This window comes from Isoptericola sp. S6320L (genome assembly GCF_023015685.1).
GTDB lineage: Bacteria > Actinomycetota > Actinomycetes > Actinomycetales > Cellulomonadaceae > Isoptericola > Isoptericola halotolerans_A.
In genome coordinates, this window is sequence record NZ_JALKAT010000032.1 from 31,442 (window position 1) to 45,160 (window position 13,719).

10 protein-coding genes and 1 pseudogene are annotated in these 13,719 nt (G+C 69.1%); 2 read left to right on the plus strand and 9 right to left on the minus strand.

What is annotated here, in order from left to right; translation table 11 throughout:
• Nucleotides 1-16 precede the first annotated feature (16 nt).
• From MWU57_RS14755 to MWU57_RS14790, 8 genes are all read right to left on the minus strand, one after another.
• Nucleotides 17-2,167 carry a CDP-glycerol glycerophosphotransferase family protein gene (locus MWU57_RS14755; protein WP_246910145.1) on the minus strand — a complete coding sequence of 717 codons (2,151 nt, stop codon included), beginning with the start codon at nt 2,165-2,167 and terminating at the stop codon, nt 17-19.
• A 93-nt stretch (nt 2,168-2,260) separates the two neighbouring features.
• Complete coding sequence (locus MWU57_RS14760) at nt 2,261-3,520, minus strand: nucleotide sugar dehydrogenase (RefSeq protein ID WP_106269033.1); 1,260 nt, start codon at nt 3,518-3,520, stop codon at nt 2,261-2,263.
• Nucleotides 3,521-3,583: 63 nt separating this feature from the next.
• On the minus strand, nt 3,584-5,551 hold the full coding sequence (locus MWU57_RS14765; RefSeq protein ID WP_246910147.1) for a CDP-glycerol glycerophosphotransferase family protein: 1,968 nt from the start codon (nt 5,549-5,551) through the stop codon (nt 3,584-3,586).
• Nucleotides 5,552-6,013: 462 nt separating this feature from the next.
• Nucleotides 6,014-7,102, minus strand: coding sequence for a sulfotransferase family 2 domain-containing protein (locus MWU57_RS14770; protein WP_246910150.1), 1,089 nt, complete (start codon nt 7,100-7,102; stop codon nt 6,014-6,016).
• Between the two features lie 109 nt (nt 7,103-7,211).
• Nucleotides 7,212-7,961: a sulfotransferase family 2 domain-containing protein gene (locus MWU57_RS14775; protein ID WP_246910153.1), complete on the minus strand. Its 750-nt coding sequence runs from the start codon at nt 7,959-7,961 to the stop codon at nt 7,212-7,214.
• Between the two features lie 15 nt (nt 7,962-7,976).
• Entirely contained in the window at nt 7,977-9,287 is a 1,311-nt protein-coding gene (gene cysN, locus MWU57_RS14780) for a sulfate adenylyltransferase subunit CysN (protein ID WP_106269039.1), read from the minus strand.
• 3 nt (nt 9,288-9,290) lie between these two features.
• The gene (gene cysD / locus MWU57_RS14785; RefSeq protein WP_106269041.1) at nt 9,291-10,193 is read right to left on the minus strand and encodes a sulfate adenylyltransferase subunit CysD; all 903 of its coding nucleotides are present in this window, start codon (nt 10,191-10,193) and stop codon (nt 9,291-9,293) included.
• On the minus strand, nt 10,190-11,095 hold the full coding sequence (locus MWU57_RS14790) for an inositol monophosphatase family protein (protein ID WP_246910156.1): 906 nt from the start codon (nt 11,093-11,095) through the stop codon (nt 10,190-10,192). Before MWU57_RS14790 ends, cysD begins: the two co-directional genes overlap by 4 nt.
• Before the next feature lie 173 nt (nt 11,096-11,268).
• On the opposite strand from MWU57_RS14790, the gene MWU57_RS14795 reads away from it, so the two are divergent.
• A complete protein-coding gene (locus MWU57_RS14795; RefSeq protein ID WP_246910159.1) occupies nt 11,269-12,237 on the plus strand; it encodes a sulfite exporter TauE/SafE family protein in 969 nt (322 codons plus the stop codon).
• Entirely contained in the window at nt 12,234-13,457 is a 1,224-nt protein-coding gene (gene cysC, locus MWU57_RS14800; RefSeq protein ID WP_246910162.1) for an adenylyl-sulfate kinase, read from the plus strand. The genes MWU57_RS14795 and cysC overlap by 4 nt, the downstream gene beginning before the upstream one ends.
• A 4-nt stretch (nt 13,458-13,461) precedes the next feature.
• On the opposite strand, the pseudogene MWU57_RS14805 reads toward cysC, so the two are convergent.
• Nucleotides 13,462-13,719: pseudogene (locus MWU57_RS14805) on the minus strand (ABC transporter ATP-binding protein); the annotation flags it as partial.

Consider the following 13,719-nt stretch of genomic DNA (forward strand, 5'->3'; position numbering starts at 1 on the left):
TCATGGACCGGACACGTCAGCGTTGCGCCACGTGGGAGTCGATCGCGGCGACCGTCCGTGCGCAATTCTGCTGATCGCGCGACGCGAAGGCGGCATCCACCCGTGCCGCATAGAAGGGGTCTGGCTCACACCCTCGCTCCAGCAGGTCTTCGACGGCGTCAAGGGTCTGATCAAGGCTCCGAACGACCGGCCCGAATCCGTCGGCCTCGTAGTCGAACCACGACGGCGACGAGTGCTTCGTCTCGAAGTCTTCCTCGTCGAAGCGCGCATAGACGATGGGTGTCCCCACGTAGGCGACGTCGAAGTGTACAGACGAGAAGTCCGTGATGAACGCGTCACATCCGCGGATCAGGTCTTGGAACGTGACGTCGTCGGCGTTCGCGAGCTGAATGCGCTCCCCGGCAACGGATGCGCCCTCAAATCGCGACGCCATGTTGTAGTGCGGCAGGAACGTGAGCCGATAGTCGTACTTCTCCAGCAGGTCATGCAGCCGCCTGCTCTCCAGGAAGCCCGTCATGAAACGCTCGTAGGCCGAGCCCTCGTACGGCTCCTCGCCCTCCTCCGCACCGTCGAGCACCTTGGTCACGAGATACTTGCGCCACGTCGGCATGAACAGAAGGGTCCGGCTCGGCGGGGTGGGAGTGAGCGCGTCGTAACGTGGCATCCCTACCTCGACGAGCTGTTCATCGTAGCCGGACGAAGCACGCAGCGCCGCGGTCTCTCCTGGCATGACCGTCAAGCACAAGTCGTAGCCTGTGGTTCCCCGCTTCACGGAGTTCGGACTCAGGTGCACGCCGTGCTTGAGGTACACCCGGAGAGCACCGACCCTCCAGACGAGGTGGCGCGTATAGCTTCCCGCACCCCAGCTCGCGGGGATCAGGTAGCGGATCGAATAGGCGTTGGCCAGGACCGCCGCGTGCAGCATCAGCAGCTGATGCTGCCAGGACGAGTGTGCGATGACGTTGCCATACTTCGCGACACGGTCGTACTGCGGGCTGGACCTGTCGATCACGTAATAGACGGCGCGCTCCGGGTGGACCTCGCGCATATGAGCGAATAGGTGGACCCCGTTGTCTTGCGCAGTATCGGTCCGTTCCCCGATCAACCAGATCTTTCGCCGGGCGAAGAACGGCCGGGTCACGAGCCGTACCAGCCGCAGCCACCGCATCTGCCGACGCTTGCGTCCACGGAAGATGAAGCCTGCATCCTTCTTGAGCAGCGTTGCGGCCCACCGGACCTTAGCGCGCCACCCGGTGCCGATCTGCGAAGTGATGAAGGCGGCGCTGCCGTCTCCGGTCGTGTGCAACAAGTACCGCACGGTCACTGGAGCGCCGGAGTTACTGCCCTGCGCAGCAGGCACAGGCATGTGCACGGTGCGAGCACTGATCAAGGCGCCTCGGCGGGGCCTCAGGTTGCGCCGCAGACGCAGCAACGGCTCCTCGGTATCGACTTCGATGATGAATCTGCTGTGACCGTTACCTGCGGTTCTGAGCGACAGTGTCGTCGTCAGCTCTTCCCAGCGGACCTTGCCGTGGGAGTCGATCCGCGGGGTCAACCGAATCGGTTCGGAACGGACGACGTCGCCAGACGGTCCCGTCAGGACGATCCGAAAGCGCCACGGCGGTTCCGGCATCCCTGGTACAAACTGCGCGGCGAAGAATGCGAGCACCTCGAGATCGCCGTCCTGCGGATCCACCGCCTCGAGGAGGGGGTTGGCTGCCGCCAACGTCAACCGACCCAGGTAAGCAGCCAAGAGCGAACCTGGCTCGACCTCCTGTCTCGCCAACATATGGTTGACGTACTGCGCAACGGTCTGTCTGGTGCAGCTTCCCGCCCAGACGAGCAGAGGCACGTCGCTCGCCAGAGGCAGCTGCTCGAGACGATTGACCTCTCGCACGACCTTTCGAGTCCAGGCCGGCACCTTCGACGGGCGCGGGAGCACCGCGACACAGGCGTACTTGGTCGTAGCTCCGAGAAGGCGCTCCATCACGGCGAGCTCCACCTCGGGCAGGGCCACAGCAGCACGGACGTCGGTCGTCTGCTCAAGCACCGGCCCGACGTCGACGCCGGGTTGGTGAACGATCGTCATCGGCACCTCCCGCAGCCCCGGCGCCATGCGGACCGCCTCGAGCGCACCGGACAAGGACTCTGCGTCCAACTCGTCCACGACGAGGACGAGCGATACGTCCGCTACAGGTTCTTCGATGTCAAGCAAGGCAACTCACAATGGTGCGAGGCGATGAACACGGGGCATTCGCGGTCACAGCCGGACGGCGCGCGGGTCCTTCGAAGCACCCTTCGTGTCGAAGAAGCGCCGGGACTGAGCGACCAGGGAGTCGACGTCGTACGCCGTGTGGTCCTGGACGAGGATGACGAGGTCCGCCTCGCGGACCGAGGTCTCGAGGTCGTCGACACGCGTCAGGACGGTTCCATCCACATGCCACTCCTCGACCGCCGGGTCGTGGAAGCTCACGTCCGCACCCTGGGACAGCAGGGCGTGCGCCAGCGGGATCGCCGGCGACTCGCGCTGGTCGGCGATGTCGCGCTTGTAGGTCACACCGAGCATGAGGACCTTGGAGCCGCGCAGCGCCTTGGAGTCCTCGTTGAGCGCGTCCTGTGCACGCCGAGCGACGTACGACGGCATCGTCGCGTTGATCTCCTGGGCCAGCTCGACGAACCGGAAAGGGTATCCGAGACGCGAGCGCACGTTGTGGCTCAGGTAGTTCGGGTCGATCGGGATGCAGTGCCCGCCGACACCCGGCCCTGGGTAGAACGCCTGGAAGCCGAACGGCTTGGTCTTGGCCAGGTCGATGACGTCCCACAGGTCGATGTCGAGCTCGTGGCAGAACCGCGCCATCTCGTTCACCAGCGCGATGTTGATGTGCCGGTAGGTGTTCTCCAGCAGCTTCGCCGTCTCCGCCTCACGAGCGCCCTTGGCCTCGACCACCGTGTCGACGAAGCGGCCGTAGAGGTCCGCGGCGCGTCGTGTTGCCGCCTCGGTGGTGCCTCCGACAACCTTCGGCGTGTTCTTCATTCCGTACACCGGGTTGCCCGGGTCGATGCGCTCGGGCGAATATGCGAGCAGGAAGTCCGTCTCCGCGCTCAGTCCACCCTTCTCGAGCAGCGGCCGCAGCACCTCCTCGGTCGTCCCGGGGTAGGTCGTCGACTCGAGAACCACCAACATGCCGGGGCGCAGCACCTCGGCGGCCGTCGAGGTGGCCGAGACCACGGCACCGAGGTCGGGCCCGCCGTCCGGGCTCAGCGGCGTGGGGACGCAGATCACGACGGCGTCGGTGTCACGGATGTCGTCGACGTCAGAGGTGGCAGCGAAGCCGGCGTCCAGCATCTTCTGCACGTCGGCGTCCGACAGGTCGTCGACGTGGGACCGTCCCGCGTTCAGCCCTTCGATGATCCGAGGGCTCACGTCGAACCCGCGCACGGTGAGGCCGGCGCGGACAGCCTCCTGCGCCAGTGGGAGACCGACGTATCCGAGTCCGACAACTACGAGGTCAAGCGACATTTCTTGCTCCAGTTCTGCGTGAGGCACGATTCTGTTCCTGCGAGGTCGGGCGCGACCCCCGGTTCACGGGGCCGGGTCACTGGCATGGTCGCCACCTGCTCTGCGCCGATCCTGCAACCGCCACCACTGCACGACCGGACCACCAGCACTTCGCACAGACGCCGTGACCCGCTCGCAATTCCGGCGGTCATGATAACGAACCAGCCTTGCAGCGCGGTCCGCGTACTCCGACCTCACCGCGAAGCCGGTACCCGCGGTGTGCCTGACCTCGTCGACGAGGGTGTCGACATCGTTCACGATCGGGCCAGGCAGTTCCTGCTCGAGATCCAGGTGCGTCCCGTGGGGGCCGAAGAACTTCTCCTGGTCGAACTGGAAGTACGCCACGGGACGGCGCTGAAGCGCGAAGTCAAAAGCCACCGACGAGTAGTCGGTGATCAGCGCGGCGTGGTCGCGCAGAAGTGTCTGGACATCGACCTCTCCCTGCTTCAGGATCTGGACACCGGGCGCGTGAAACATGTCGGCGAAGTGTCGCATGTTGGGGTGCAGTATGAAGGTGACCCGCAAACCGCCACGCATGAGCTCGGCGAGCTGCGGGTGCGAGAGGAAGGCCTGCCACTGGTCACGGTAGGCACTCGTCTCGAAAGAGTCCCGGTGGACCAGCCACTCTCGCCAGGTCGGAATCACCAGGATGCCTGACGGCGGACGATCCGAGGGGGCCAGCAGCTGGTCGAACCGCGGCAGTCCCGTCACTCTGACCTGTGCGGGGCGGTATCCGAACTCCTTGATGGCGACCTCACGTTCGCGGTCCGAGCTCACGTGGAAACGGTCTGTCGAAAACCCCGGGGCGAACCTTCCGTAGTTGGCGACCATGTTCTTCGTACCGGAGATGCCGTGTCTCAGGAAGACACGCACGCCCCGTGCGCCGGCAATCGTCCGCGGATCCCGAGAGGGCAGCAGGTACTCCGCATGGTGGGTACCGACCAGTCGACTCGCGAGGAACGCGACGCGTACGTGTTCGCGGGAGTTCCGCAGAACCACGTTGCCCAGTCCTTCAAGACGCCGCAGGTCGGGCGCGTCCCGATCGATGACGTAGTAGGCGCGGCGACGTGGGTGGCTCTGGCGAATCCAGCGGAAGAGGTGGTAGCCGTTGTCCTGGGCCTTGTACGGGAGCTCCCCGACCAACCAGATGCCGAGGATGGGGCGCACCAACGGCAGCCAACGCGCGAGCCGGGACCAGCGTCGGATCGCGCGGTACACGTCTGCGCCCATCCTCTCGACACGCAACGAGCGGTTCCCGCCCCGGAACGTCGTGTGCGGAACCACCTGCAGCACGTCGCCGCCAAGGCTCACCGGTCCCCAGGCGACTTCACGATCGCCGGGCTGGCTCTTGATACGACTGGTCTGGACCCGACCGTCAGCATCTTCGACCTCGACATAGAGGTCCAGGAGCTCGACGCGATCGTCGATCCGCGCAGCGAGGTCCTCGAGGTCGACAGTGACGGACACGGACTGGACCCAACGCCCCTGATCGGCGCGCCCTTCCTCCGGGAGGTGAACGAGGGTGCCGTGGAAGAGGTAGCGACCTTCGCTCTCGCGTGCAACGGCAACGACGCGGACGTCGACAGCGGGCCTGTCGCCGCAACGCACCTCGATGTCGTAGATCGGCACCGATCCGGCACTCCGGCGTTCGCCAACCGTGACCTGGAACTTCCGGCGCGTCTGCTCACCGAAGGAGAGACTGAGGTTGCCCTTCTGTGTCACGACGACACGTTCCCGCGACCCGGTGGTGCTGGTCGCGGCCGCCTCACGCTCCGTCGTCGTGAACTTACCGAGTCGCACCGGATCCCGTGGCGCCGATGCGGTCGCGTCTTGCGCCTCCCCCTGATCCGGCGTCAGGTGCATCCACAGATCGGCTACGTCACCCGTCCGGGCTGCGAGGTGCCGCAGCTGGTCCAGAGGAAGCACGACGGCGTACTCGTCGCCATCGGGCACTGCCTGGGCCCGTACCTCGGCGCCGGTCTCACGCAGCACGGCGGAGACTTCACTGACCCGGTACCCCTGCCGCACATAGTGAATGCTCAGCTTCAGGGCGTCGTCCGTCAGGGCAAGGCGGACGCGCCGCTTGGGCGACGGGCGTGACGGCGTTGGGGAAGACGTCCGTCTCCCGCGGCCAGGCAACAGACGGCCGACCGTCCGCCGAAGCCACACCAAAGGCTCGGGAGACACGACGAGGCGGGCTCCAGCGCGGGGGCCGGTCGTTGGCCCATGCCCTTCTGCCAGGTCGTCACTGGTCGCTGGTGCGGTGCGGGACAGGCGCGCGTCTCGCACAGAGCCGAACATCCCCCACCTTTCTCCCGGTGTTCACCCGGTCGCACCAGACGGTTCATCATAGTGCGCTAGCAAGCGTCGACAGACCAAGGACCCCGCGGTGCCGCTTCCCTGCGCGCACCATCGCGCTGTCTTGCCGCGACGCCCGTCACACGTGAAGTGCCGTCAGGTTCCGGAGAAGGTCTTGCGTACGCGCCCCGCCACGGCACCGGGCAGCCCGCGAAGGGTTCTCCGCTGCAGGGCCGCCTCGAGGTCGGCCACGCGCGCCTCCAGGCGTGCGACCTGCCGGGCGTCCGCCCGGCGGCCGGCCTCCAGCTCCCGCACCTCGGCACGCAGGTGGTCCGCGCCCTGGGCGAGGTCGGCGATGCGCTGTCCCGTGGCGACCCGGCCCGCGATGTCCCGGAAGGCTTCGGGTGACCAGGCCGGATCCTTGGCCAGCACCTTGTCGAAGTCCCACAGGTGACCGAACCGCTCGATGTCGCGGGCGTAGACACCGTTCAGGGCCTCCAGGACGTCGGCCCCGAAGACGCGTCCCGCCACGGACAGCGGCGTCTCGTTCTCACGCGTCAGCGCGTACGTTCCCGGGAGCCCCTGGGCCTCGAGGTGAGTCCGCAGGTCGGCGAGCAGCAGGGGCAGCTCCGAGACCTCGTAGAGGTGGCTGTACGGGACGACGTCCTCGTTGAGCAGATCCGTCTGCGGCTTGAAGTGCGAGTCGCCCAGGAGAGCCTGCCCGCCGGGACCACCCAGGGCTTCCACGAACCGCGCGAAGTCGGCGACGACGTCGTCGTCGTCGCGCGGCACGCGGGGCATCCAGGGAGCGTCGCGGAACTTGTGCCAGGCGTGGCGAGGGTTGCCGACGAGGAACTTGGACTGCCAGGCGGACCAGGCCCGCAGGCGCGGGTCCCGGATCACGCCGAAGACGAACCATCCGTTGTCCGGCGAGATCTCCGCGCGAGCGTCGGCGTCGAGCTCCGTCAGCTTCGGAACGCCCACCCAGGAAGCGCGGCGGTGGATGGTCTGCTGCCGTGTGGGCGCCAGACCCATGACGGAGTGGAAGACCGCCGGGTCCTGCCCGCTCAGCTCCGCCGTCAACCACTTCAGGCTCGTGCTGGCGTTCTTGGAGACGTTGACGAAGACGACCTTGCACCGGGGCACGACCATCGAGTTCCAGACGCTGCCGGCGTCCGTCGCATCCTGCGGGCGAGCTCCCGAGAGCTCGACGCGGCCGCGCACCTGCGCGCTGCGCACTGACATGTTCAGTCGTACTCCTCTTCGTGCCCGACGGCGGCTCGCAGATCGGGAGCCGCGCGGGAGCCAGCCTACGGCACCGGGTACGCCCGTCGGCGTCGGCGCACCCCGGCGATCAGGTCGTGCGCTGCGACGACGGCGGAGGGCTCACCTTGCGGTCGGCCAGGTCCGCCAGCTCCCGCGACGCCCGTCCGAGCGCGCGAGAAGCGAGCGAGAGGGCCGGCTTCCGGGGCTCAGGGAGCTCGCGGTAGCCGAACCGCCGGAAGTCCTCGGCGTAGAAGCTCTCGAGGCGGGCCTCCAGGGCCTCCGAGACCTCCACATCCTTGCTCGAGATGCCGCGCGTCTTCTCGCTCGTGCGCACCGGTTCGACCTCGGTGGACAGCCCGAGGTCGAACTGGTCGTTGAGGTCGGCCATGGCCGCGTCGAGCCCGTCCTCGAGTCGGTAGACCTGCGCCTTGCGGACCAGGAACTCGACCTGCGGGCGGATGTGGTTGTCGTGGACGAACGGGTTCCGCTCGAAGCGCTCGAACGTGTGCTCCGCCCACGCGTCCACGGCGTCCGCCGTGGTCGTCAGCTCCTGCTTGTGCCGCATGACGTACTCGGAGCGGAACCGTGCGACCGGGTCGCGGACGACGGCGAAGATCGCGTCGAACCGACCCAGTCGCAGCGTCTCCTGCAAGAGCTGCCCGTGCATGTGCTGCGGCGTGCAGGTCCGCAGGTAGTTCGGCTTGCCCTTCCCCATCCGGCCGTCGTGGTAGGACATCTCCCACCCGGCGGCGAGGAAGTGGTGCTCCACGGAGGACCCGCCCGTCTTGGGCACGTGGATGAACAGGACGTTGCGGTCGTCCTTCGTGAAAACTGGCATCCCGGTCGCGTCCTGTCAGGAGCTGTGCGGCAGTCCGCCCACCATGCCGGCGGCGACCGTCTTGTTGGTGGACTCGTCGACCAGGATGAACGAACCGGTCTCGGGGTTCTGCTGGTAGGGGTCGACGAACAGCGGCTGCGTCACGCGGAGCTGGATGCGGCCGATCTCGTTGAGCTTGATCTCGGACACCCCCTCGTCGCGGTGCAGGGTGTTGACGTCGACGCGGTAGTTGATGTCCTTGACCATGGCACGCGCCCAGCGGGTCGTGTGCTTGATCGCGTACTTCTTGCCGACCGTCAGCGGTGCCGACTCGTCCATCCAGCAGATCTGTGCGTCGATGTTCTGCAGCGCGGCCGGAGTGTTGTTCGGGCGCGCGATCATGTCCCCGCGCGAGATGTCGATCTCGTCGGCGAGACGCACCGTCACCGCCATGGGCGGGTAGGCCTCCTCGACCGGACCGTCGGCGGTGTCGATCGACTCGATGGTCGTCTCCAGGCCGGCCGGCAGGGCGACGACCCGGTCCCCCGGCTTCATCACGCCGGAGGCGACGGTCCCCGCGTAGCCGCGGTAGTCCCGCGCCTCGTGCGACTGCGGCCGGATCACGTACTGCACCGGGAACCGGACGTCCACGAGGTTCCGGTCCGAGGCCACGTGCAGGCGCTCGAGGTGGCTCAGCAGCGGCGAGCCCTCGTACCACGGCGTGTTCTCGGAACGGTTGACGACGTTGTCGCCCTCCAGCGCGGAGATCGGGATGAACGTCAGGTCCGGGACGCGCAGCCGCGAGGCGAACTCCGTGAAGTCGCGGCGGATGCTCTCGAAGACCTCCTCGGAGTAGTCCACGAGGTCCATCTTGTTGACGCACACCACGATGTGCGGCACGCCGAGCAGCGTCGCCAGGAACGTGTGCCGGCGCGACTGCTCGATGACGCCCTTGCGCGCGTCCACGAGGATCAGCGCCACGTCCGCCGTCGAGGCTCCCGTGACCATGTTCCGGGTGTACTGGGTGTGGCCCGGGGTGTCCGCGATGATGAACTTGCGCTTCGGCGTCGCGAAGTAGCGGTACGCGACGTCGATCGTGATGCCCTGCTCCCGCTCGGCCCGCAGGCCGTCGGTGAGCAGCGAGAGATCGGTGTAGTCGTTGCCGCGGTCCTTGGAGACGCTCTCCACGGAGTCCAGCTGGTCCTCGAAGATCGTCTTCGAGTCGAACAGCAGGCGGCCGATGAGGGTCGACTTGCCGTCGTCGACGGACCCCGCCGTCGCGAAGCGCAGGAGGTCGGTCGAGCCGTCGGTCAGTGCCTCGGCCAGGTTCTCGGTCGTGGTGCTCATGGCTTAGAAGTAGCCCTCTCGCTTGCGGTCCTCCATGGCGGCCTCGCTCACCTTGTCGTCGCCGCGCGTGGCGCCGCGCTCGGTGATGCGCACCGCGGCGGTCTCCTCGACGATGGCGGTCAGGGTGGAGGCCTCGGACTCGACGGCGGCCGTCAGGTTGGCGTCACCCACGGTGCGGTAGCGCACCGAGCGGCGCTCGGACGTCTCGCCGTCCTTGAGCGGCGTGAACTCGTTGACGGCGAACAGCATGCCGTCACGGTTCACGACCTCGCGCTCCTGAGCCAGGTACAGGTCCGGGATGTCGATGTCCTCGGCCGCGATGTAGGACCAGATGTCCAGCTCGGTCCAGTTGGACAGCGGGAACACGCGGATCGACTCGCCCTGGTGGACGCGGCCGTTGTACAGGCTCCAGATCTCGGGGCGCTGGTTCTTGGGGTCCCACTGGCCGAAGTCGTCGCGGAACGAGAAGACCCGCTCCTTGGCGCGCGCCTTCTCCTCGTCGCGGCGGCCGCCACCGAACGCGGCGTCGAAGCCGTGCTTCTCCACCGCCTCGAGCAGCACCGGCGTCTGGATGCGGTTGCGCGAGCCGTTGGGCTCCTCCTTGACCAGGCCGCGGTCGATCGCGTCCTGCACGGAGGCGACGACCAGCTGGATGCCCAGCCGCTCGACCCACCGGTCACGGCAGTCCAGCACGGTCTGGAAGTTGAGCCCCGTGTCCACGTGCATGATGGGGAACGGGATCCGCGCGGGAGCGAAGGCCTTGGCCGCCAGGTGGAGCATGACGATGGAGTCCTTGCCGCCCGAGAACAGCAGCACGGGCCGCTCCATCTCGGCGACCACCTCGCGGATGATGTGGATGCTCTCCGCCTCGAGGCTGCGGAGCTGGCTCAGGACGTGAGACGTCACGACTGGGCACCTTCCTTGATCGCCACACCGACGCCCTGGAGCGCCGCGCGCAGGTGCGCGGCGAGGCTCGGGTGGCAGACGAACAGATCGGGGAGCCAGGGATCCTGGCGGTTGTACTCGAGCGGGGTGCCGTCGAGCCTCGTGCAGTCGTACCCGGCGGCGAGGGCGACCGCGACCGGAGCCGCGGAGTCCCACTCGTACTGGCCGCCGCCGTGCACGTAGGCGTCGACAGTACCGTCCACGACGGAGACCACCTTCACGCCGGCCGATCCCATCGGGACCAGCTCGACGTCGTCGCGCCCGGCGAGCTCGGCCACGAACGCCGGCGGACGGCTGCGGCTCGCCGCGATGCGCAGCGGACGCTCCCCCGCCAGCACGGCACGAGCACTCGCGTCGCGAGCCTCGAGATCATGGTCCGACGACGGCGCACCGGTCGTGTGGACGACGCCACGGGCGGGCAGCGCCACAGCGCCGGCGGCCAGTCCGCCCGGACCCGCCGTGCCGTCGTCGGCTCCGCGGACCCACAGGGCGACGTGGACGGCGAAGTCGTCGCGCCAGGCTGCCGCGCCGGAGGCGTCGGCCGACCGTTCGGCGAACTCCCGGGTGCCGTCCAGCGGGTCGATGATCCAGACCCGGTCGGCACCGGTCCGCACCGCGTCGTCCTTGGCCTCCTCCGAGAGGACGGCGTCGTCGAGCCGGGCGTGGGCCAGTGCGGCGGCCAGCCAGGCCTGCGCCGCGGCGTCGCCCGCGTCCTTGAGCTGCCGCGGCTCGAACGCACCGCCGGCGGCGTCGACCTCGTCGCGCAGCGACAGCAGCACCGCACCCGCGCCCTCGGCCAGCGCGGCCGCGAGAGCGGCGTCGTCGAGCACCGGTTCGGGGAAGACCGGGGTGGTCGTGGACATCGAGCTCCTTGTGTCTCTGGAGGTGGCACACCGCGGCCCTGGGACGCCGCTGAGGCTACCATTCCGACCATGCCTGTCACCGTGAGCACCCGACGGCCGAGACGTCCGGCGACCGGACCTCTCCGCCGCTGTCGCTCCGGCGCCGACCACCGGGACGGGGGCCGGCGCACGGCATGATCGACATCGATCCCGGCCTGATCGTCGGGGGCCTGCTCGTCGGCTTCATCGTCGGGCTGACGGGCATGGGCGGCGGCGCCCTCATGACGCCGATGCTCATCTTCGTCTTCCGCATCGACCCGCTCGTCGCGGTCTCCAGCGACATCGTCGCCAGCCTGTTCATGAAGCCGGCCGGCGCCGTCGTGCACCTGCGCCGCCGGACCGTGAACCTCCAGCTCGTGCTGTGGCTCTGCCTCGGCTCGGTGCCCGCCGCGTTCTGCGGCGTGTTCCTCATCCGGGCGCTGCCCTTCGGGGACTCCCTGGACGAGGCGCTGCAGGTCGTGCTCGGCATCGCGCTGCTCCTGGCGGCCACCATGCTCGTGGTCCGCGCGACGCTCGGCATGATCCAGCACCGCCGTGCGCTCGGGGAGGGGCCGGTCCGCCCTTCGAACGCCGCGGTCGAGGTGCGGAAGGTGCCCACGGTGATCCTCGGCGCCGTCGCCGGGCTGCTCGTCGGGATGACGTCGGTGGGCTCCGGCTCGATCATCATCGTCGCGCTGCTGATGCTCTACCCCGCGCTCAAGGCCTCGAACCTGGTCGGCACGGACCTGGTGCAGGCGGTTCCCCTGGTGGCCGCCGCATCGCTCGGACACGTGCTCTACGGTGAGTTCGAGCTCGGCCTCACGGCCTCCCTGCTGGTCGGCGCGATCCCCGGTGCCTGGTTCGGCGCCCAGGTCTCCAGCCGGGCCCCCGGCGGGCTGATCCGCCGTGCGCTGGCGATCCTGCTGCTGGCCTCCGGCCTCAAGCTGCTCGGCGCGTCGGTCACGGTGGTCGCCGTGGCCGCGGTCGCCGCCCTGGTGCTCGGCAACATCACCTGGGTGGTGGTGCGCGAGCAGCTCAAGAAGCACCCGCCCCGTCCGGCCACCACCGGACCGGCCACCACTGAACCGGCCACCGTCACGAAGGACAGCACCGAGAGCTCATGAACCTCCCCGAGACCACCCACGTCCTGACCTCCGACGAGCTCGACCTGCTCGAGCTCCACCTGGGCGGCGGCACACCGACGATGCGCATCGGGGCCCGCCCGCACGGCCCCGTCACGCTGACCGACGCCGAGAACACCCCTCTCGCCGTCCTGGAGCCCGACGGGAGCGCGCGCGCCGTCAAGCCGCTGGCCCGGGCTGCCGGCCCGCACTGGGACCCGGCGCTGCGCCGGACGGCCCGGGAGGTCCGGGACGAGGTGCGCCGCGCCGTCGGCCCGGACGCCGACGTGCTGGCGGTCGTCGTCACCGAGCCGCCCACGCGCGAGGAGCTGGCCGCCCTGACGGACGTGACCGCCGGCGCCGCCGCCGTCCTCCTGCTGGCGCCCGCCCGGCGCCGCCCGCCGGTGCCCGGCACGCTCGGAGGCCCGGGCCTGGCGCGCACGGCCACCGTCGTGCGTGACGCCCTGCGGGACGCCGGGACGGTGCCGCCGGTCGCCGTCGTCGTGCCCTGGGCGACCGGCGCGGGTCTCGTCTGGGACGACGTCGCGGCACGCTACGGCGCCGACCGCTCCGTGCTGCTGGCCGACCACCGGTCCGCCGCCACGCAGGAGCGCCTCGCACGGCTCGGATCGCTGTGGGCCGACGAGGTCGCCGAGCTGTACCCGGAGCCGGTGGCGCGGGAGGTGACCCGCGCGGCGCGGAGTGCCCGGCACGAGGGCACCGTGGTGTTCTTCACGGGACTGTCCGGTTCGGGCAAGTCGACCGTGGCGCGGGCCCTGGCCGCCGAGCTCGACGACGAGGGGCGGCACTCCACGCTGCTCGACGGCGACGAGGTGCGCCAGCACCTCTCGCAGGGTCTCGGGTTCGACAAGGCCTCGCGCGAGCTCAACGTGGAACGGATCGGCTACGTGGCCTCCCTCGTGGCCTACCACGGCGGGACCGCTGTGGCGGCGCCGATCGCGCCGTTCGCGAGCGGGCGGGCACGCGTGCGCGAGCTGGCGGAGGCCGCCGGCCGCTTCGTGCTGGTGCACGTCTCGACACCGCTCGAGGTGTGCGAGGCCCGCGACCGCAAGGGGCTCTACGCCAAGGCGCGCGCCGGCGAGATCGCCGAGTTCACGGGCATCTCCTCGCCGTACGAGGAACCCGAGGACGCCGATCTGGTGATCGACACCTCGGTGACCTCCGTCGAGGACGCCGTGGCGCAGGTGCGCGCGATCCTCTGAGTCGTCAGCCCCCGTTGCGCTGGCGGCGCTTGCCGCCTGCCCGACCGCCCGACCGGGCCTGGCGGTGCGCACGGACGAACTGGCGGTAGGCCGCGGTGACCTCCTCGACCGGTCCGTCCATGACGAGCCGGCCCTGGTGCATCCACAGCACGCGGGTGCACATGGCCTCGATCGTGGAGATCGAGTGGCTCACGAGGAACACGGTGCCGGCCTGCTGGCGGACCTCCTCGATGCGCGCCTTGGAGCGGGACTTGAACGCGGC

Bases quoted from the DNA above. Each gene is read 5' to 3' on its own strand.
- MWU57_RS14775 (WP_246910153.1), bottom strand. From the start codon at position 7,961: ATGCCAGTTTTCACGAAGGACGACCGCAACGTCCTGTTCATCCACGTG.
- MWU57_RS14790 (WP_246910156.1), bottom strand. From the start codon at position 11,095: ATGTCCACGACCACCCCGGTCTTCCCCGAACCGGTGCTCGACGACGCC.
- MWU57_RS14795 (WP_246910159.1), top strand. From the start codon at position 11,269: ATGATCGACATCGATCCCGGCCTGATCGTCGGGGGCCTGCTCGTCGGC.
- cysN (WP_106269039.1), bottom strand. From the start codon at position 9,287: ATGAGCACCACGACCGAGAACCTGGCCGAGGCACTGACCGACGGCTCG.
- cysC (WP_246910162.1), top strand. From the start codon at position 12,234: ATGAACCTCCCCGAGACCACCCACGTCCTGACCTCCGACGAGCTCGAC.
- MWU57_RS14770 (WP_246910150.1), bottom strand. From the start codon at position 7,102: ATGTCAGTGCGCAGCGCGCAGGTGCGCGGCCGCGTCGAGCTCTCGGGA.
- MWU57_RS14760 (WP_106269033.1), bottom strand. From the start codon at position 3,520: ATGTCGCTTGACCTCGTAGTTGTCGGACTCGGATACGTCGGTCTCCCA.